Origin of the sequence: Nonomuraea basaltis (assembly GCF_005893125.1) — a bacterium.
GTDB lineage: Bacteria > Actinomycetota > Actinomycetes > Streptosporangiales > Streptosporangiaceae > Nonomuraea > Nonomuraea basaltis.
In genome coordinates this window covers 35,725-55,552 of record NZ_VCJS01000023.1, presented here as the reverse complement: position 1 = coordinate 55,552, position 19,828 = coordinate 35,725, and the positions used below count along the sequence as shown (strand labels likewise).

Here is a 19,828-nt window from a genome sequence, read left to right as displayed (position 1 = left end):
CGCCCCGGCTCCACCCCCCGGAGGAACGCCCGGTGAACGAGACCGCCGCCGCCCGGCCCTCGCCGTTCGCGCGCGTCATGACCGTGCTCCAGCGACTGGGCCGCTCACTGATGCTGCCCATCGCCGCCCTGCCCGCGGCCGCCCTGCTGCTGCGCTTCGGCCAGCCCGACATGCTCGGCTCCAACGGCGGCGAGCCCGGCGGGCTGGCCGACTTGGCCGGGTTCGCCTGGATGAGCCAGGTCGCCGAGGTGCTGGCCGCGGCCGGCGCGGCGCTGTTCGAGAACCTGCCGCTGCTGTTCGCCGTGGGGGTGGCGATCGGCTTCGCCCGCAAGGCCGACGGCTCCACCGCGCTCGCCGCTGTGGTCGGCTACCTGGTCTTCGACCGCGTCACCAAGGTGATGTTCTTCGGCTCCGACATCCGGGACACCGTCCTGATCAGGGAGGTCCAGGAGCAGGGCATCAAAGAGATCATCAACTACGGCATGCAGAACCCCACCAAGGTGCTCGGCGGCATAGTGATGGGCCTGGTCACCGCACTCCTCTGGCAGCGTTTTCACCGCATCAAGCTGCCGTCCTGGCTGGCGTTCTTCGGCGGGCGCAGGTTCGTGCCGATCATCACCTCCATCGTGGCGCTGCTCATCGGCGTGCTCTTCGGCTGGCTCTGGCCGGTGATCGGCGAGTGGATCCGGCACGCGGGCGAGGCCCTGACCGCGCTCGGGCCCGTCGGCACCGGCATCTACGGCGTGATCAACCGTCTGCTCATCCCGCTCGGCCTGCACCACTTCGTCAACTCGGTCGTCTGGTACGTGGTCCCGCAGTGCGACGTCGGCGGCCGGGTGCTCGGCGGCGACTGGAACTGCTACTTCGGCGGCGCCCCGGTCTCCGGCCAGTTCATGGCCGGGTTCTTCCCGATCATGATGTTCGCCCTGCCCGCCGCCGCCCTGGCCATGTGGCGGGCTGCCCCCAAGCACCGGCGCGCCACGGTCGGCGGCATCATGCTGTCGGCGGGGCTGGCGTCGTTCGTCACGGGCATCACCGAGCCGATCGAGTTCGCCTTCATCTTCGTGGCGCCGCTGCTGCTGGTCGTCCACGCGCTGCTGACCGGCCTGGCCATGGCGCTGACCACGCTGATCGGCGGCCAGCTCGGCTTCGGGTTCTCCGCGGGCCTGCTCGACATGCTGCTGAACGCCAGCAAGTCGAACACCGAGAACTTACCCGGCATCCTGCTGCTCGGCGCGATCTACGGCGTCGTCTACTACGTCGTGTTCACGTTCCTGATCCGCCGGCTCGACATCATGACCCCGGGCCGCGAACCCGAGCCCGACGTCGACTCGGGCGAGACCTAGCGCGGTTTTCCCCGCAGGCGGCCGTGGTAGGAACCCACCATTCCCCCGCGAACGGACCACCGAGCGGGGGTGAGTGCGGCGATGGGCGACGGCTCGGCCTGGTCATCGGCCTTCGCGGTGCTGCAGCGCATCGGCCGCTCGCTCATGATGCCCATCGCGGTCCTGCCCGCCGCGGGCCTGCTCTTCCGCTTCGGCCAGGACGATCTCCTCGGCGCGGACGGCCTCGGCGGCGTGCTGCCCTGGCTCCTCCCGGTGGCGGCGGTGCTGGCGGCCGCCGGCGGCGCCCTCTTCGAGAACCTCCCCGTCCTGTTCGCGATCGGCGTGGCCATCGGCTTCGCCCGCAAGGCCGACGGCTCGACGGCTCTAGCTGCCCTGGTCGGCTACCTGGTCTTCGACCGGGTCACCAAGACGCTGTTCTTCGACGCGGGCGAGGGCGCGGTCTATGAGAAGGTCCTGCTCGTCCTCCAGGACGGCACCCGTACGCTCAACGTGGGCGCCCAGAACCCGACGGGCGTCCTGGGCGGCATCGTCATCGGCCTCACGGCCGCCGCGCTGTGGCAGCGCCTCTACCGGGTCAAGCTGCCGTCGTGGCTGGCCTTCTTCGGGGGCCGCCGCTCGGTCCCCATCGTCACCGCCGTCGCCGCCCTCGTCCTGGGAGTCGGCTTCGGCCTGCTGTGGCGGCCCGTCGGCGACTGGCTGACCGGGGTGGGCGACTGGCTCTCCGCCCACGGCACCGCCGGCACCGGCATCTACGGCGTCGCCAACCGCCTGCTCATCCCGCTGGGCCTGCACCACTTCCTCAACACCATCGTCTGGTTCACGCTCCCGGAGTGCCGCGCGGGCGTGAACGGCGCGATCCGGGACGCGACCGGGGACCTGAACTGCTATTTCGCCGGAGAGCAGGGTGCGGGCATCTTCATGACGGGTTTCTTCCCGGTCATGATGTTCGGCCTGCTCGGCGCGGCCATCGCCTTGTGGCGCGCCGCCCCGCCCGACCGCCGCGGGCCGGTCGGTGGCATCATGCTGTCCGCGGGCCTGACCTCCTTCATCACCGGAATCACCGAACCGCTGGAATTCGCCTTCATCTTCGTGGCGCCGGTGCTCTTCGCCGTACACGCGGTTCTGACGGGCCTGTCGATGGCGCTGATGGCCGAGCTCGGCGCCCGCCTCGGCTTCACGTTCTCGGGCGGCGCCATCGACCTGCTGCTGAACGCCGGCAAGTCCAACACGCACGGCATGGGCCTGATCCTCGCTTTCGGCGTCGCCTATTTCCTCATCTACTACGCCCTCTTCGCCATCCTCATCCGCGCCCTGAACCTGCCCACCCCCGGCCGCGAGCCCACCGAGGTTACGGGCGCCACATAGCTTCACCAGCACCTGCCCGGAACTGCGCGGAAGGACTCCAGCTTTCGCCGACTTTCATCGTTTAAGCGACATAACCGCACGTGAATCGCGGAAGCTGGCGCCCCGCGTATATCCGAGCCGGGCCGAAAACTCTTATAAGCGTTTCTTTCTCCGCCCAGGAATTTGGAGGACGCGTGTCGGCAGCACCTCGCATCGGCCTCACCCCCGCCCCTGAGCCGCCCTACGACGACGATCGTTCGCCGGCGGAAGACCCGCACATAGACGGAGCCCTGGCTCTGGACCGCCATCCCTTGATCTGGGGACCGCCAGGCGCCATACCGGATGAGCGCAGGCTGCGCCACCTGGGACAAGCCCTGGCAGAGGTGCTCGCAGGCCGGCGCCCCCCGGAGACCGTGGCCGACCGGCTCACCGGCCGGGCCTACCGCGAGCTGGTGCGGGCGGGGCGGATGATCCAGTCGAGCCGCCCGCCGTTCGCCGGCAGCATGCACGTGAAAGAGCCCCGGGACGGCGCGGTCGAGATGTGCGTGCTCGTCCACTGCGGCGAGCGCAACCACGTCCTCGCCGTACGGCTCGAACGCCGCGGCGTCCAGTGGTTGTGCACCGACTTCGAAACCGCCTAGCTAGATGAGAGAACCCCCGCCTCGGGGAGGCGGGGGTTCTTGTGACCTACCGGATCAGCCCGCGTGCTTCGGGTCGCCGTGGCAGCGCTTGTACTTCTTGCCCGACCCGCACGGGCAAGGCGCGTTCCGCTCCACGTTCCCGTACGCGGCCCGCTCCGCAGAGCTGGTGCGCACCTTGGTGTGCTCGACCCCGCCCTGCTCTCCGGGCGCGGTGTATTCGAGCTCGGCCGGCCGCTCGGGCCCGCGCAGCCCGCGCGCGATGATCGAACGGGTCTCCGCGATGACCGCGTCCTCTTCCTCCACGATCGGGTTTTCCTGCACCTCGACCTCGAGGTTGAACAGGAAGCCCACGGAGTCCTCCTTGATGCCCTCGAGCATCGCGGCGAACATCTCGTAGCCCTCACGCGCGTATTCGATCTTGGGGTCCTTCTGCGCGTAGGCCCGCATGCCGATGCCCTCGCGCAGATAGTCCATCTCGTAGAGGTGCTCGCGCCACTTGCGGTCGAGGACGGACAGGATGACCCGGCGCTCGAGGTCGCGCGTGGTCTCCGGGCCGAACTCCGCCTCACGCCTGGCGTACGCCTCCAGCGCGTCCTTCTTGATCTTCTCGCTGATGAACTCGGCGGTCAGCTCCTCGCGGTTGCCGGCCTCCTCGACGAGGTTGTCGATCGTGACCGTGACCGGGTAGAGCTCGCCGAACGCCTTCCACAACTTGTCGAGGTCCCACTCCTCGGCGAAGCCCTCGGCCGTGGCGCCCTGGACGTAGCCCTCGATCACTTCGCCGATGAAGCCACGCACCTGCTCGTGCAGGTCGGCGCCTTCCAGCACGCGGTGGCGCTCGGCGTAGATCACCTTGCGTTGACGGTCCATCACCTCGTCGTACTTCAGAACTTCCTTGCGGATCTCGAAGTTCTGCTGCTCGACCTGGTGCTGGGCGGAGGCGATGGCCTTGGAGACGATGCCGGACTCGATCGGCTGGTCCTCCGGGATGTTGAGCCTCGTCATGATCATCTCGACCCTGGCCGAGTTGAACAGGCGCATGAGGTCGTCGCCGAGCGACAGGTAGAAGCGCGACTCGCCGGGGTCACCCTGACGGCCGGAGCGACCGCGCAGCTGGTTGTCGATGCGGCGCGACTCGTGGCGCTCGGTGCCCAGGACGTAGAGGCCGCCCAGGTCGGTGACCTCGTCGTGCTCGGCCTTGACCGCCGCCTTGGCCTTCTCCAGCGCCTCCGGGTAGGCCTTGTCGTATTCCTCCGGCGTCTCGACCGGGTCGAGGCCGCGCTGACGCAGCTCGAGGTCGGCGCGGAACTCGGGGTTGCCGCCGAGCATGATGTCGGTGCCTCGACCGGCCATGTTGGTGGCGACGGTGACGGCGCCCTTGCGGCCCGCCTCGGCGATGATCGTCGCCTCACGCGCGTGGTTCTTCGCGTTGAGCACCTCGTGCTGCACGCCGCGGCGCTTGAGCGCCTTGGACAGCCGCTCGGACTTCTCCACCGAGGTCGTGCCGACGAGCACCGGCTGGCCGCGCTCGTAGCGCTCCTTGATGTCCTCGACCACCGCGTTGAACTTGGCGTCCTCGGTCTTGTAGACCACGTCCGCCTGGTCCTTGCGGATCATCGGCCGGTTGGTCGGGATCGGGACCACGCCCAGTTTGTACGTCTGGTGGAACTCGTTGGCCTCGGTGGCGGCCGTACCGGTCATGCCGGACAGCTTCTCGTAGAGGCGGAAGTAGTTCTGCAGGGTGACCGTGGCGAGCGTTTGGTTCTCGTCCTTGATCTTCACTGCCTCTTTGGCCTCGATGGCCTGGTGCATGCCCTCGTTGTAGCGGCGGCCGTGCAGGATGCGGCCGGTGAACTCGTCGACGATCAGGACCTCGCCGTCGGCGACGATGTAGTCCTTGTCCTTCTTGAACAGCTCTTTGGCCTTGAGCGCGTTGTTCAGGAAGCCGACGAGGTGGGTGTGCTCGGGCTTGTAGAGGTTGTCGATGCCGAGCCAGTCCTCCACCTTCTCGACGCCGGACTCCAGGATGCCGACCGTGCGCTTCTTCTCGTCGACGATGTAGTCGCCGGTGCTCTCCTCGCCGGGGTTCTTCGCCTCGACGCCCCTGCGCAACCGGGGCACGATCTTGGCGAACTCCTGGTACCACTTGCCCGACTGCTCGCCCGGGCCGGAGATGATCAGCGGCGTCCTGGCCTCGTCGATCAGGATCGAGTCGACCTCGTCGACGACCGCGAAGAAGTGGCCGCGCTGCACGCACTCCTCGAGAGACCACGCCATGTTGTCGCGCAGGTAGTCGAAGCCGAACTCGTTGTTCGTGCCGTACGTGATGTCGGCTTCGTACTGCTTGCGGCGCTCGTCCGGCTGCTGGCCGGACACGATGCAGCCGACCTCGAGGCCGAGGAAGCGGTGGATCCGGCCCATGGTGTCGGCGTCGCGCTTGGCCAGGTAGTCGTTGACCGTGACGACGTGGACGCCCTTGCCGGACAGCGCGTTGAGATACGCCGGCAGAGTACAGGTCAGCGTCTTGCCCTCACCGGTCTTCATCTCGGAGATGTTTCCCATGTGAAGGTTGGCGGCGCCCATGATCTGCACGTCGTAGGGCCGCTGGCCGAGCACGCGGCGGGAGGCCTCGCGCACGGTCGCGAACGCTTCGGGAAGCAGATCGTCGAGGGTTTCGCCGTCCGTATGGCGCTGCTTGAACTCGTCGGTCAGCGCACGCAACTCCGCGTCGGACAGGCTTGTGAAGTCGTCCTCGATGGAGTTGACCTGGTCTGCGATCCGCTTGAGCTTGCGCAGGATCTTGCCTTCGCCGGCACGTAGGATCTTGTCGAGAATGGCTGCCACTTTATGTAAAGCTCCTCGCAGGTCTACCCCGGCGGCGCCGCCAGGAGGAGAGGCCGAGACAAACTTCCCCGTTGCCATCGTAGGCGGTTCCGCAACCAGACACAGCCACCGTGACGACGAGGCCGCCAGACCCGTCTGGGAGAATGGGGTCAAGGCAGAGGGTATGCCGGTTGAGCGCCGGCTCGCACCAATAGCGAGATATCCGGCAAAGGAAGGATTTGTCATGGTTGAGGGGAAGAAGGCGGAGCATACGGAGAATCTCGGCAGCCACGGCGGACGTGCATCATCGTGGCTGGCGGTGACGGTCATGCTGGCCGGATTCACCGTGGCCGGCTTCGGGCTGGTCGCCGAAAGCTGGACGCTCATCTGGATCGGCGCCGGAGTGTTCGTCGTGGGCGGCGTCCTCGCCCTCGTCTTCGATATCTTCACCGACGTCGTGATCGACGCGCCCCGCGCGGGCATGCACGCTGAAGATCACCGCTGACGCAGCCTTCACAGGCGGGCATCCGATCCCATCGGCTGCCCGCCTTTTCCCTTCCCACCCACAGCACCGCGTCTGTCCGGCCGCCGCCGCCGAACCTCTGCCAGCCGCGTGGCTCAAGTGCGGGAGGCGGATACGAGGTCGAGGGCGAACTGAGGCGCGGGCCCGCATTGCGCTGGTGGCCTGGCACGCGTGGCGGGTTGGGGCCGCTGTGACCTGGGCCCGCGTAGCGGGTTGGGGCGGAGCGAATCGGCGCGCTCGGCGTTTTGTCGGTGCCCGCCGCTAGGTTTCTCACATGCATCGCCCTACGGAAGCGCAGAAATGATGACCGGTCCGATCGGCCTGACGGCCGATGAGGCGCGCCGGATCATCCTGCGCTCGCAAGGTCTGATCGGCGCCGACGCGCGCAAGAGCGGGGTGCCCGCCATGCTGCGCAGGCTGGGCGCCGTGCAGCTCGACACGATCTCGGTCCTGGCCCGCTCCCACGAGCTGGTCGCGTACGCCCGCCTGGGCGCGGTGGACAGGACCAAGGTCGAGCACGCCTACTGGCACAATCCCGCCCAGAGCTTCGAATACTGGTGCCACGCCGCGTGCATCCTGCCCATCGAGCACTGGCCCCTTTACGCGTTCCGGCGCCGCGCCTTCCGCGACCGGCGCTACCGCTGGCACGAGGTCCCAGACAACGTGGAGAAGCTGCTGGAGCAGGTGCGCGAGTCGGGGCCGCTGATGACCTCCGACGTGGGCGGCGCCAAAAACGGCGGCCCGTGGTGGGACTGGTCGGACTCGAAGATCGGCCTGGAGTGGCTGCTGGACATCGGCGAGCTGGTCTGCACCCGTCGCGTCGGCTGGCGCCGCGTCTACGACCTGGCCGAGCGCGTGGTCCCCGCCGGCCTCCTGGCCGACGACCTGTCCGACGAGGAGTGCATCGTCCGCCTGGCCGGCATCGCCGGTCGCTCGCTGGGCGTGGCCAACCGGACCGACCTGATCGACTTCCTGCGGCTCAAGGGCCCCTTCGCGGCGATACTCGACGAGGTGCTGCTCAGCGGCGCGGCCGGTCTCGTGCCCGTGACCGTCGCGGGCTGGCCGGGCAAGCAGGGCCAGGCCAATGCCTGGGCGGATCCCGCAGCCCTGGAGTCCGAGCCGCGCGGCCGCCACCGCACGACGCTGGTGTCGCCGTTCGACTCGCTCATCTGGCACCGCGGCCGCACCGAGCGGGTCTTCGGCTTCCAGTACACGCTCGAGCTCTACGTCCCCAAGCACAAGCGCGTCCACGGCTACTTCACGATGCCGGTGCTGGCGGGCGGCCGCCTGATCGGCCGCGTCGACCCCGCCCGCGAGGGCACCACGCTGGTGGCCAGGCAACTCAGCCTGGAGCCCGGCCTCTCGCCGGCCAAGTGGGCCGGCGCGTTAGCCGACGCCCTGTGGTCGGCGGCCGAGTGGGTGGGCTGCGACTCCGTACGCGTCGAACGCGCCGACCCGCCGGAGCTCGTGCCGATGCTGAACATGACCCCGCCTCGACCGGGATGAGCCGCGCCCGTAGCCCGTTGGACGAATCAGCAGGCTACGGGCTCGCTACGTGATCTCCAGCATGCGCTCACGCACCGCGTACACCACCGCCTCCATCCGCGAGTGCAGCTGCAGCTTGTCGAGAATGTTGCGGACGTGGTTCTTCACGGTGTTCTCGGAGATGAACAGCTGCTTGGCGATCTCGCGGTTGTTCATGCCCTTGGCCACCAGCCGCAGGACCTCCATCTCGCGCTCGGTCAGCCGCGGCACGGGGAGCTGGGGCGGGCGTTCGGCCTCCTTGCGGCTCATGTTCGCGAACTCGCTGATGAGCTTCGCCGCCATCGCCGGGTTGATTAACGACTGGCCTTCGTGCACGCCGCGCACCGCGGCGGGGACGTCGTTGATCTGGACGTCCTTGAGCAGGTAGCCGGTCGCACCTGCCTTGATGGCCTCGAAGAGGTCCTCTTCCTCGTCGCTCACCGTCAGCATGATGATGCGGGTGCTCGGAACGGAGGCCTTGATGCCCTTCGCCGCCTCGATCCCGTCCTGCCGTGGCATGCGCACGTCCATGAGCACGACATCAGGCATGAGGCGATCGGCCATTTCGATCGCCTCCCGCCCGTCGCTCGCCTCACCGACCACCTCGATGTCATGCTCAGCGGCCAGCGCCAACGCCAGGCTCCGCCTGATCAGCTCGTGGTCGTCCACGATCAGCACGCGGATCGGCTCGCTCGCTGGCGTGCGGGCCTCGCCGGACTCGGTCACAAGGCCTCCTTGATCCGCCTCGCGACAGCCGTTCGCTCGCTTCGCTCGCTCATCTGAACCTGACTGAGCTCGCTCACGTCTCCTCCTCGTCGGGGGGGCCAGAGCCGTTGAACCGCCATGATGGCACGTATGCCGCGGTTCTCGGGTGGTCGAGAAGATCTTTTAGCGCGCGATCAGGGCTCTACGAGCCGCAACACGCCGTAGTTGTACCCGCGTCTGTTGTAGACGACGCTCGGCTGGCCGCTCTCCTTGTCGCGGAACAGGTAGAAGTCGTGCCCGACCAGCTCCATCTCGAGAAGAGCCTGGTCGATCGTCATGGGTTCGGCTCGGTGGAACTTCTCCCGCACGACGAGCGGCCCCTCGCCGTCCATCTCGATCGGGACGATGTCGTCGTAGAGCTTGTCGCTGCGCTGATGTAGCTCGTCCTCCTCGGGCTCGGCCCGCTCGGGGACGGTGGGCTCCATCTGCGGCGCCAGGCCGGCGACGTCAGGGACCGTCGCGGTGATCTCCGCCACCGAGGGCGGGCAGTGGCTGCCGTGATGGACCTTGCGCCGGTCGGCCAGCCGCCTGAGGCGGCCTTCCAGCTTGTCGAGGGCTATGTCGAGGGCTGTGAATCGGTCGTCGGCCGAGGCCTCGGCGCGGATCGCCGGTCCTCGAGAGTGAATGGTGAGCTCGACGCGCTCGCGCTGGTTGGCGAGACGCGGATTGCGTTCCTTCGACACCTCCACATCGACTCGGATGAGTTTGTTGTCCAGACGTTCGATCCTGGCCAGCTTGGTCGTCACGTGGTCGCGGAACCGATCACTCACTCCGGTGTGCCGGCCCTTGACGATGATGTCCATGCAACAGCCCCCCTTCCGTCTAACGACTGAGCAAGAGCGCCCGACTACTTGCATGCCGGACGGGGTCTTCTGTCTGCCTTTCTGTCACCGTTACCCTCTTCCGACTCGCGGTTACCGGGAACTCGCATGGCACCCGCCCGGCCGACCTGGTCTTCGACCCCACATCCGCCTGCTGAGGATTTCGCAGCTCTGTTGCCACTACTGCCCTTCTCTTCTGGCGAGGGGCATCTGACCCCTCGGGAAGGCAGGACTTATCCCTAAGCCGCACCGTGATCGGTCGACAAAGAGTCGCCTTACGTGGACCGTTTTGCCTGCGGCTGGCATCGGCTAGCAGAGCCGGGAACCCCGACCCTGCGCAACCACGGACCCGAACGGGTGCCATGTCAGAACGCTATCCGCATCCTGGGCGAATGTCAGCCGGAGGATCGGCCAAAGGATCACTTTCCGTGATTTCCACAGGGCGCTCGAGCCCTGCTTGATGCCCCATTTAACCGATCGGCAACCCCTATGAGTACGGGTCTCGCATCCGCTGAGCTGCCCTGCCGCGTCTCCGGGGGAAGCGACATGTGGCCTTCTGGTGAGGGTCCTGTTTTGGATCTTTCTTTACCGACTGTCACCGTAATGCTTTTCAAGATCTTCGGCGTGTCGCCGCGACAGTCACCGCCATGGGCACGCTGACCCCCGCCGACCGCAGCGCTCTGGAAGCTTCCAAAAGACTGGCACCGGTCGTGACGATGTCGTCCACAAGCAGCACACAGGCCGCTGGAGCCCCATTCGCGGCTCCCGTGACCCGGAGGGACCCCGCGAGGTTGGCGGCCCTCTCCGTGCGGCTCAGGCCCGCCTGGTCCGCCACCGGTCGCGCCTGGCTCAGCGCCGCCCACGGCTCGGCGGGCAGGCCGGACGCCCGCAGCCGGCGCGCCGCCAGCCCCGCCAGCCGCCCCACCGGGTCGTGCCCCCTGGCGCGCACGCTCCCCCGCCCGCTGGGCACGGGCACGACGGCGAACCTCCGGGTCGCCCAGAGCGCCCCGGTGCGCCCGATCGCCGTGACGGCGGTGAACGCCAGCGCCTCCGCCAGCACGCCCGCCAGCGCCACCGCGCCCCGCTCCTTGTAGGCCACGATCGCCTTGCGCACCGCGCCGTCGTACGTGCTCGCGGACCAGCAGTCCGGCGTGCCTGGCAACCGCGGCCGGGGCAGCCGCCTGCCGGGGTGGGCGGTCAGCTCGGCCAGGCAGCGCCCGCAATACCGCGCCCCTTTGGCGCGGCAGCCCGCGCAGGTCTGCGGAAGGACCAGATCGAGTACGGCGCTCAGCACGCGGACCAGGATGCCGCCCGCCACCGACAGTTCCCGCCCGGCCCCAAGCCCGGGACCGCAAGCCCGGACCGCAAGCCCCGTTCAGGGGCGCGGGCCTCAGCCCAGGGGGAAGAGCGGGGTCTCGGCGTCGGAGTCGATCTTGGCGGTCCAGCTCTGGTCCGGGTTGAGCTCCAGGATCTTGGAGCCCTTCCCCTTCTCCGCCTCCGCCTGGGCCAGGACGCGCTCGTTCAGCGCCACCACCGACCTGAGCCGATCCTTCAGCGGAATCTCGGTGATCTCCCCGTCCCCGATGTCGATCTCGTTCAGGATCTGCCCCGCCTTGCTCTTGAGGAGCACGAGCAGGTGCTCGTCATCCCGCCACGCGAGGTCCTCGATCTCGTCCCCCACAACGGTCGCGGTCAGCAGCCGGAAGTTGCCCAGCTTGAGCCCGCCCGTGACCGTCAGCGCGCCGATCTGGACGGTGTTCTTGCCGGTGGTCACCACCACCCGCACCCCGTCCCTGGCGATCCGCAGCCTGGTGACGTCCAGCCCCTTCAGCCCGGGCGCGTCGATCCGCTCGGGCGGGCGCCTGCCGGCCGGGTCGTACCGCAGCGCGACCCCGTTCTTGCGGTCGAACGTCCACAGGGACCCGTCCCGGTGCCACGACGGCGGGGTGAGATCGTTCACGCCGCCCTGGATGACCTCCTGCCACTGCGCCTCCGACATGAGGCCGGCCACGGAGATGCCGGTGGAGGTCTGGGCCGCGACGAGGAGGCCGTTCTGCTTGGACATGGCGAAGTTGGAGTAGCCCTCGCGCTGCTCCCCGGCCGGGCCGGGCACGGTGCCGCCCGGACCCTCCGAGGTCATGTAGTGGACCGCGCCCTTGCTGACGTAGTAGGCGTTGTTGCCGCTGTTGTCCAGCCAGCGCTGTTCGGAGCTGGGCTGGTAAACGGAGTATTGCTCCCCGTCCACCATGACCCAGATGCTGCGGCCCTTGGCGACGTCGTTGTTGTTGAGGCTGTACCTGATCTGCATCATGAGGGCGTCCTCGCCGCCCAGGTCCAGACGATCGAGCGGGCCGGACAGGTCGATCATCACGCGCTCCTCCTCGCCCGACTTGACCGACTCGATCTTGGTGCCGGCCGGGAAGCTCGAGGTCGCCGCGCCCTGCAGGGCCGCGCTCGGACCCTTGAGCAAACGCTCAAGGATGATCTTCGCGTACGTCTCCGTCGGCTTCAGCCGCAGGCGCACGCTGTCCACGACGGGCCGGTCCTGCGTGCCGTTCAGGTAGTAGAGCTTCGTCGCCCGGTACGCGCGCTCCACGTCGGACCTGGTGAGCACGAGCCCGTCGGGCAGGCTCCTGACGCGGTAGCCGCCCCCTTGGACCTCGACCAGTTCGAAGGGCCGCTCCCAGTTGCCGGCCAGGGGGACGTACGTGTCGTCCTCGTCGATGCGGGCCACCTGTTTGGCCTTGACCGTGACCTTCTGCAGCTCCTCCGTGCCGTCGTGCTCGAACTGCAGCCCGTCGTCCACCACCGTCACGGCACCTGACGGGGTCCAGTCGGCCAGGGCCTCGGGGGTGAGGTATTGGGGCAGGATCGTCGGGTCGTCCGCGTACGCGGCCATGGCGGCCTGCAGGCCCTCGAGGGTCTCCCTCGCGGTCCAGCCGCGCTGCGGCGGAGTGGCGATCATGCGCTGGAACGGCTTGCTCAGCGGGTCGCCGCGACCGGCGTCGTTGACGGTGTACGGGCCACTCACCGGGATCACCGTGCAGCCGGTGCCCGCGCAGGCCACGGCGGCCGCGACCGCGACGGCCACCACGAGCCTCCTAGTCCTCGTCATGAACGTCCCCCGAAGCCGGCAGCAGCACGGGTGTCATGGCCCCGCGCCACGTGCGCCGCATCTCGATCTCCGGTGGCACCAGCGACAGCGGCGAGCCCTTCAGGTCGGACCCGGCCGACCTGGGCAGCGTCAGCCTGAACTGCGAGCCCTCGCCCGGCTGCCCCCACGCCTGCAGCCAGCCGCCGTGCAGCGTGGCGTCCTCGCGCGAGATCGCCAGCCCCAGCCCGGTGCCGCCGATGGTCCTCGCCCGCGAGGGGTCGGCCCGCCAGAACCGGTCGAACACCATCGTGTCCTCGCCCGCCTTCAGGCCGATCCCGTGGTCGCGTACGGCGACGGCCACGGCGTCCCTGTCGGCGCCCACGGTGACCACGATGTCCCTGCCCTCGCCGTGCTCGATGGCGTTGAACAGCAGGTTGCGCAGGATCCGCTCGACCCTGCGGTTGTCGATCTCGGCCATGCACGGGTCCGCGGGCAGCCGCAGGTCGAAGCGGGTGCCGTGGCGCTCGGCCAGCGCCTCGGAGTCCTCGATCGCCCGCAGCACCACCTGGCGCACGTCCACGGGGTCGAGGTCGAGGGTGGCGGCGCCGGCGTCGTACCGGCTGATCTCGAGCAAATCGGCCAGCATCGACTCGAACCGCTCCAACTGCGCCTGCATGAGCTCGGCCGAGCGGGAGGCCATCGGGTCGAAGTCCTCGCGGGCGTCGTACAGCAGGTCGGCGGCCATGCGCACGGTGGTCAGCGGCGTGCGCAGCTCGTGCGAGACGTCCGAGACGAACTGCCGCTGGACCTGCGAGAGCTCCTCGAGCTGGTGGATCTTCAGCGCCAGGTTGGCGGCCATCTCGTTGAACGAGTTCGCCAGGCGGGCCAGGTCGTCCTCGCCGCGCACCTTCAGCCGCTCGTCCAGCTTGCCGGACGCGAGCCGTTCCGCGGCCTGGCGCGCCAGCCGTACGGGTGTGACGACCTGCCGGGCGACCAGGTAGGCGATGGCGGCCAGCAGCAGGACGAGCCCGAGGCCCACCACGACGATGGCGAGCCTGACGTTGGACAGCAGCTCCTCTTCCTCGTTGAGCGGGAAGAAGTGGTAGACCTCGTAGTTCTGGCCGGTGGACAGGTCGTGCACCACGCCGCCGACCACGTACGTGAGCCTGGGCTGGCTCTGCCCGGCGAACGTGAGCCGTTCGATGGAGACGACGTTCTTGTCGTACTCGGCCTTGGACACCTTGTCCTTCAGGTTCGTCCTGAGGCGGGTCGGCACGTTGGCGAGCACGACGCTGCCGGAGGCCCGGGACTGGCCGGGGCTGGCCTCGTTGACTATCAGCACGTCGTAGCGCTTCTTGGAGCCGTCGTCGCTCGTGCCGGTGACGGTGTCCATGACCTTGTCCAGCGGGTTGGCCGAGACCTTGCCACCGTCGGCCGGCAGGGCCTGGTCGTCCGTCTCGGGGGTCAGCGCGTCGGCGATCTGCAGCCGGTCGGCGAACGCCTCGCTGACGGAGGACTGCGTCCGGCTGTCGATGACCGACTTGTTGATCTGGGTGGACAGGAACGCCCCCAGCACGACCACCACGATGACGGAGATCACCAGCGTGCTGGTGACCACCTGGAGCTGGAGCGATCGCCGCCAGATGCGGCGTGCCCTGCCGGCCGCACGACGCACCCGCCGGCGGACTCCGCCGAGAATCTGGCGGAGTGTCCGTCGGCGGGACCTCTTCTTCGTCGTCGGGGGCATGGCGGGGGAGAGTGAGGACTACGCGGGGCCGGCTTTGTAGCCCACGCCGCGGACCGTCACGACGATCTCGGGGTGCTCGGGGTCCTTCTCGATCTTGGCCCTGAGCCGCTGGACGTGCACGTTGACCAGCCGCGTGTCGGCCGCGTGCCGGTAGCCCCACACCTGCTCGAGCAGGACCTCACGGGTGAACACCTGGCGCGGCTTGCGGGCCAGCGCGACGAGCAGGTCGAACTCGAGCGGCGTGAGGTTGATGGTCTCCTCGCTCCGCTTGACCGAGTGGCCCGCCACGTCGATGGTGATGTCGCCGATCTGCAGGATCTCCGGGGTCGGCTCGTCGGTGCGGCGCAGCCGCGCCCGCACCCGTGCGACCAGTTCCTTCGGCTTGAACGGCTTGACGATGTAGTCGTCGGCGCCGGACTCCAGCCCGAGAACGACGTCGATCGTGTCGCTCTTGGCGGTGAGCATGACGATCGGAACCCCCGACTCCGCCCTGATCCTGCGCGCGACGTCGATGCCGTCCGCCCCCGGCAGCATCAGATCGAGCAGCACCAGGTCCGGGCGTGTATCCCGGAACGCGTCGAGGGCCTTGTCGCCGTCGGACACAAAGGATGGTTCGAAACCCTCGCCCCGCAGCACGATCCCCAGCATCTCGGCGAGAGCGGCGTCGTCGTCGACGACCAGCACGCGACCTTTCATGGCCCCTCATTCGTTCTACGCATTGTGGGACATACCCGCCCGATCGCTGAAGGTTACCCTTGGTGAGCCCATGAGTGTGACCCGAGCCCGGCAAAAGGCCAATTTTAAGCCCGTCCCCGCGACCGTAATCTCAGTCTGCGGTAACAGAGCGACTTTCGGCCATCCCCGGACACGAAGCTTGCACCGATTCGCCCAAGAATGCGGCCAAGATGAAGCGGCGAATCCACTCCGTGACACCAAGGCCCCGTTCAGCATGCCAGGATTGGGATATGTCAGACGGTCACGGTCCCACGCCCGAGACGCCATCAGGCTGGTCGGCCGAACAGCCCCCGCCCTACAGCGCCCCGCCGGCCTCCCCGTGGACCGCGCCAGGCTCGCCACAGCAGGCTCCCTACGGGCAGCCCCCGCAACAAGAGCAGCCCCACGGACAGCCCCCGCAACAACAATCGCCTTACGGACCTGGGCCCCAAACACCATATCCGCCCCAGCCGCAACCGGGTTACGGCTACATGCCGCCGCCTCCGATGGCGCTGCGGCCGGGCATCATCCCGCTGCGCCCGCTGGGCCTGGGCGACATCCTCGACGGCACGATCAAGCTCATCCGGTCCAACCCGAAGGCCGTGCTCGGCCTGTCCGCCATCGCCGCCCTGCTCGCCGCCGTGCCCCTGGCCGTGGGGCAGGCGTTCGTGCTCAACTCGATGGGCGGCGTGCTGACCGACCCCGAGAGCACCACCGCCGCCGACCAGCTGAGCGGCGTCTACGGCGTCGCCGCCCAGTGGGGCGGCACGCTGGTCTCGTACGCGGTCCAGTTCGTCGTGGTCACCCTGCTGACCGGCGTGATCACCCGCATACTCGGCCGGGCCGTGTTCGGCGGCACCATCACGGCCGGCGAGGCCTGGCAGCTCGTCAAGGGCCGGATCCCGGCGCTGTTCGGCGTCGTGGGGCTGATGGCCGTCATCATGCTGGTGCCCGTGATCGTCTTCGTGCTCCTCATGGTGGCGATCTCGCTGAACGCCACCTCCACCGACTCCATCGGCTTGGTGCTCGGGCTGACCGTCCTGTTCCTCATCGTGTACATCGCCTATTACCTGTTCTTCAGGACCCGCTTCGCCTTCGCCTCGCCCGCCGTGGTCCTGGAGGGCAAGGGCCCGATCGAGGCCATGCGACGCTCGTGGCACCTGGTCACCGGCGACTTCTGGCGGGTGTTCGGCATCCTGCTGCTCACCTCCCTGCTCGTCGGGCTCGTGGCGGGTCTCCTTTCGGTGCCGTTCACGCTGGCGGGCACGCTGTTCGGCATGTTCGGCGCGGGCTCCGTGGCCACGGCCGTCGTGTCCGCCGTGCTGATCGCGATCGGCGGCACGCTCGGCGCGATGTTCACCTACCCGTTCGAGGCCGGGGTCGCCGGTCTGCTCTACGCCGACCGGCGCATGCGCAGCGAGGCCTTCGACCTCGTGCTGCAGACGGCGGCCATCGAGCAGCAGCGCCAGGGCTGGGTGCACGCCTCGGCCGACGAGCTCTGGCACCCGTCCAACTCCGCCAGGTCGTGAGCCCGATCGACAGGGAGGAGGCCGCGCGGCGTGCCGCGGAGGAGCTCCTCAAGCCTGGCTACGAGAAGGAGTCGCTGCTCGACCTGCTCTACCGGCGGTTCGACCAGTTCCTGGGCGACCTGGTCGACGCGGCCACGGGCGGCGGGCCGGTGGGCGGGATCATCGCGAGCGCGGTGATCGTACTGATCATCATCGGGGTGATCGTGCTGATCTCCTGGCGGCTGCGCAAGACCGCGCGGAGGAACGCGCTGGCCGTGGGCGCGCTGTTCGGGGAGCGCGCGATGAGCGCGGCCGAGCACCGGCAGGCCGCCGAACGGCTGGCCGCCGAGGGGCGCTGGGGCGAGGCCATCCAGGAACGGCTCCGGGCCATCGCCCGTGACCTGGAGGAACGCGCGCTGGTCGACGGCATGCCGGGGCGCACGGCCGACGAGCTGGCCGCGGAAGCCGCGCTGGCGCTGCCGGGCTTCGCCGCCGAACTGGCTGCGGCGGCCCGGTCGTTCGACGACGTCACGTACGGCGGGGTGCCCGGCACCCGAGAGGCTTACGAGGCGATGAGCCTCCTCGACGACCAACTCCGCCAGGCCCGCCCTGTCCCCCTCGCCACCCCGGCCGGGGTCGGCACCGGGGTCCCGGCCGGCGCCGGACCCGCGATGGGCCGCCCGGTCCCAGGCCCCGCCGGGCCGCCGGCGAGCGCGCCACCGCCACCGCGGGGCCCGTCCGGCGGGCCCGGGGAAGGGCCGGCGCGGGAGCAGGATGGAGGGGTGTCATGAGCGTGGTCACGCGTTCCAGCTCCGCACCCGGCGGGCCGCCTCCCCCCACGGCGGCCGGCGGCTCGCAGCCCACCTCCGCGACCGCCCGCTCCACCTGGCGCGCGAGCCGCATGATCGTGCTGCTGGGCGCCATCATCGTCCTGGCCGCGGTCGTCGGGGTGCTGATCGGCCCGCAGCGCGGCCCGTCGCGCCCTCTCGACCCGTCGGACACCTCCCTGGCCGGCTCAAAGGCGCTGGCCGAGCTGCTGCGCGCCCGCGGCGTCACGGTCGACAGGGTCGACTCGGTGCAGGCGGCGGCCGACAAGGCGGCGACGGGCAACCGGTTGCTCCTGATCACGGGCATGACCTACTTCGACGAGTACGAACTGGCCAGGATCCGGGGCGACCGCCTGATCGTCGGCGGATTCTTCGGCCTCGACGCCCTCGCCCCCGGCGTGCGCACCCGCCCGGAGCCGGCGCGCACCCGCTCCCGCGAGCCCCAGTGCGAGCTGCCCGCGGCCAAGCTGGCGGGCAGCGCGTACATGGGCGGCGTGGCGTTCGACCGCCCGGCGGGCGGCACCGGTTGCTACCCGGCGTCCGGCGGGGGGTACACGCTGGTCAGCTACCCGAACGCGGACGGCGTCACGACGGTCGTCGGCGACGGCTCCTTCATGACGAACCTGCGCCTGGCCGAGGACGGCAACGCGGCGCTCGCACTCAACCTGATCGGCACCGGCAGGCCCGTGACCTGGCTGGTGAGCCCCGACAACCCGCCCCCGGGCGAGCTGGCCGGCGAGCAGGGCAAGTCGATGTACGAGCTGATGCCCGACAACATCCGCTGGACCATCTACATGGCCATCATCACGGTGGCGCTCGCCGCGTTCTGGCGCGGCAGGCGGCTGGGGCCCGTGGTGGCGGAGCGGCTGCCCGTCGTCGTGCGGGCGGCCGAGACGGTCGAGGGGCGCGGCCGGCTCTACCGGGCCAGGCGCGCCAGGCAGCGGGCGGCCGACTCGCTCCGCGCGGGCACGATCGACCGGCTGACCCCCAGGCTGGGCCTCGGCTCCGGCGCGGACCGGCACGAGGTCGTCGCGGCCCTGGCCGCCCGTACCGGGCAGGACCCGCACCAGGTCGGCGCGGCACTGTACGGGCCGCCGCCGGCGGACGACGCCGGCCTCGTCGCCCTGGCCGGATACTTGGACTTCATCGAAAGGCAGGTCAGTGAACTCTGAGGAGACTTTCCGCGTGACGAGCTCGGCCGACTCGGCCAGAGACGCGCTGGCCGCGCTCCGTACCGAGGTGGCCAAGGCCGTGGTCGGGCAGGACGCGGTGGTGACGGGGCTGGTCATCGCGCTGCTGTGCCGGGGGCACGTGCTGCTCGAAGGCGTGCCGGGCGTGGCCAAGACGTTGATGGTGCGCACGCTGTCGGCGGCTCTGTCCTTGGACTTCAAGCGGGTGCAGTTCACGCCGGATCTGATGCCGGGCGACGTGACCGGGTCGCTGATCTATGACGCGAAGACCGCGGAGTTCGAGTTCCGCGAGGGCCCGGTGTTCACCAACCTGCTGCTCGCCGACGAGATCAACCGTACGCCGCCGAAGACGCAGGCGGCGCTGCTGGAGGCGATGGAGGAGCGGCAGGTCAGCGTGGAGGGCTCGGCCCGGCTGCTGCCGGACCCGTTCGTGGTGTGCGCGACCCAGAACCCGGTCGAGTACGAAGGCACATACCAGCTTCCCGAGGCGCAGCTCGACCGGTTCCTGCTCAAGCTGACCGTGCCGCTGCCGCCACGCGATCAGGAGATCGCGGTGCTGGAGCGGCACGCCAGGGGCTTCGACCCGCGCGACCTGTCGGAGGTCAAGGCCGTGGCCACGGCCGACGATCTGGCGGCGGGCCGGGAGGCGGCGGGGAAGGTGCACGTGGCGCCCGAGGTGCTCGGGTACATCGTGGACGTCGCCCGCGCCACGCGGAACTCCCCGTCGCTGCAGCTCGGCGTCTCCCCGCGTGGTGCGACGGCGGTGCTGGCCGCCGCACGGGCGTGGGCGTGGCTGTCCGGCCGGCACTATGTCACACCCGACGACGTGAAGGCGCTGGCCAGGCCCGCGCTGCGGCACCGCATCCAGCTCCGGCCCGAGGCCGAGCTTGAGGGCGCGACCGCGGACGGCCTGCTCGACGGTATCCTGGCCTCCGTCCCGGTCCCGCGCTGATGGCTCTGA

16 protein-coding genes are annotated in these 19,828 nt (G+C 69.4%); 9 read left to right on the top strand and 7 right to left on the bottom strand.

What is annotated here, in order from left to right; all coding sequences use genetic code 11:
- Positions 1-32: 32 nt before the first annotated feature.
- The 3 genes from EJK15_RS13850 to EJK15_RS13840 all read left to right on the top strand — a co-directional run bounded on the left by EJK15_RS13850 (position 33) and on the right by EJK15_RS13840 (position 3,331).
- Complete coding sequence (locus tag EJK15_RS13850) at positions 33-1,346, top strand: PTS transporter subunit EIIC (protein WP_138710802.1); 1,314 nt, start codon at positions 33-35, stop codon at positions 1,344-1,346.
- An 81-nt stretch (positions 1,347-1,427) separates the two neighbouring features.
- Complete coding sequence (locus EJK15_RS13845) at positions 1,428-2,711, top strand: PTS transporter subunit EIIC (protein WP_138710842.1); 1,284 nt, start codon at positions 1,428-1,430, stop codon at positions 2,709-2,711.
- 173 nt (positions 2,712-2,884) lie between these two features.
- Positions 2,885-3,331 carry an Rv3235 family protein gene (locus EJK15_RS13840; RefSeq protein ID WP_240776956.1) on the top strand — a complete coding sequence of 149 codons (447 nt, stop codon included), beginning with the start codon at positions 2,885-2,887 and terminating at the stop codon, positions 3,329-3,331.
- A gap of 54 nt (positions 3,332-3,385) precedes the next feature.
- On the opposite strand, the gene secA is transcribed toward EJK15_RS13840, so the two are convergent.
- Entirely contained in the window at positions 3,386-6,175 is a 2,790-nt protein-coding gene (gene secA / locus EJK15_RS13835) for a preprotein translocase subunit SecA (protein ID WP_138710801.1), read from the bottom strand.
- A gap of 223 nt (positions 6,176-6,398) precedes the next feature.
- Between secA and EJK15_RS13830 the strand changes: the two genes are divergently transcribed.
- Positions 6,399-6,659, top strand: coding sequence for an HGxxPAAW family protein (locus tag EJK15_RS13830; protein WP_138710800.1), 261 nt, complete (start codon positions 6,399-6,401; stop codon positions 6,657-6,659).
- A gap of 318 nt (positions 6,660-6,977) precedes the next feature.
- Positions 6,978-8,183, top strand: coding sequence for a winged helix-turn-helix domain-containing protein (locus tag EJK15_RS13825; RefSeq protein WP_138710799.1), 1,206 nt, complete (start codon positions 6,978-6,980; stop codon positions 8,181-8,183).
- 45 nt (positions 8,184-8,228) lie between these two features.
- Here EJK15_RS13825 and EJK15_RS13820 read toward each other — a convergent pair whose 3' ends face one another.
- The 6 genes from EJK15_RS13820 to mtrA form a co-directional block, all read right to left on the bottom strand.
- The gene (locus EJK15_RS13820; RefSeq protein WP_138710798.1) at positions 8,229-8,927 is read right to left on the bottom strand and encodes a response regulator; all 699 of its coding nucleotides are present in this window, start codon (positions 8,925-8,927) and stop codon (positions 8,229-8,231) included.
- A gap of 173 nt (positions 8,928-9,100) precedes the next feature.
- On the bottom strand, positions 9,101-9,769 hold the full coding sequence (gene hpf, locus EJK15_RS13815; protein ID WP_138710797.1) for a ribosome hibernation-promoting factor, HPF/YfiA family: 669 nt from the start codon (positions 9,767-9,769) through the stop codon (positions 9,101-9,103).
- Positions 9,770-10,397: 628 nt separating this feature from the next.
- On the bottom strand, positions 10,398-11,105 hold the full coding sequence (locus tag EJK15_RS13810) for a ComF family protein (protein ID WP_206060834.1): 708 nt from the start codon (positions 11,103-11,105) through the stop codon (positions 10,398-10,400).
- A gap of 72 nt (positions 11,106-11,177) precedes the next feature.
- Positions 11,178-12,902 (bottom strand): LpqB family beta-propeller domain-containing protein, encoded by a 1,725-nt coding sequence (locus tag EJK15_RS13805; protein ID WP_138710796.1) that lies wholly within the window; start codon positions 12,900-12,902, stop codon positions 11,178-11,180.
- Positions 12,889-14,628 (bottom strand): MtrAB system histidine kinase MtrB, encoded by a 1,740-nt coding sequence (mtrB, locus tag EJK15_RS13800; protein WP_138710795.1) that lies wholly within the window; start codon positions 14,626-14,628, stop codon positions 12,889-12,891. The genes EJK15_RS13805 and mtrB overlap by 14 nt, the downstream gene beginning before the upstream one ends.
- Before the next feature lie 18 nt (positions 14,629-14,646).
- Positions 14,647-15,324: an MtrAB system response regulator MtrA gene (mtrA, locus tag EJK15_RS13795; RefSeq protein ID WP_026213951.1), complete on the bottom strand. Its 678-nt coding sequence runs from the start codon at positions 15,322-15,324 to the stop codon at positions 14,647-14,649.
- A 509-nt stretch (positions 15,325-15,833) separates the two neighbouring features.
- Between mtrA and EJK15_RS13790 the strand changes: the two genes are divergently transcribed.
- Genes EJK15_RS13790 through EJK15_RS13775 form a run of 4 tightly spaced genes read left to right on the top strand, consistent with a single transcriptional unit; the run spans position 15,834 to position 19,819 of the window.
- A complete protein-coding gene (locus tag EJK15_RS13790; protein WP_240776955.1) occupies positions 15,834-16,871 on the top strand; it encodes a DUF7847 domain-containing protein in 1,038 nt (345 codons plus the stop codon).
- Positions 16,868-17,641 carry a DUF4129 domain-containing protein gene (locus tag EJK15_RS13785; protein ID WP_138710793.1) on the top strand — a complete coding sequence of 258 codons (774 nt, stop codon included), beginning with the start codon at positions 16,868-16,870 and terminating at the stop codon, positions 17,639-17,641. The genes EJK15_RS13790 and EJK15_RS13785 overlap by 4 nt, the downstream gene beginning before the upstream one ends.
- Complete coding sequence (locus EJK15_RS13780; RefSeq protein WP_240776954.1) at positions 17,638-18,849, top strand: DUF4350 domain-containing protein; 1,212 nt, start codon at positions 17,638-17,640, stop codon at positions 18,847-18,849. The genes EJK15_RS13785 and EJK15_RS13780 overlap by 4 nt, the downstream gene beginning before the upstream one ends.
- Before the next feature lie 13 nt (positions 18,850-18,862).
- Positions 18,863-19,819: an AAA family ATPase gene (locus tag EJK15_RS13775; protein WP_240776953.1), complete on the top strand. Its 957-nt coding sequence runs from the start codon at positions 18,863-18,865 to the stop codon at positions 19,817-19,819.
- Positions 19,820-19,828 lie beyond the last annotated feature (9 nt).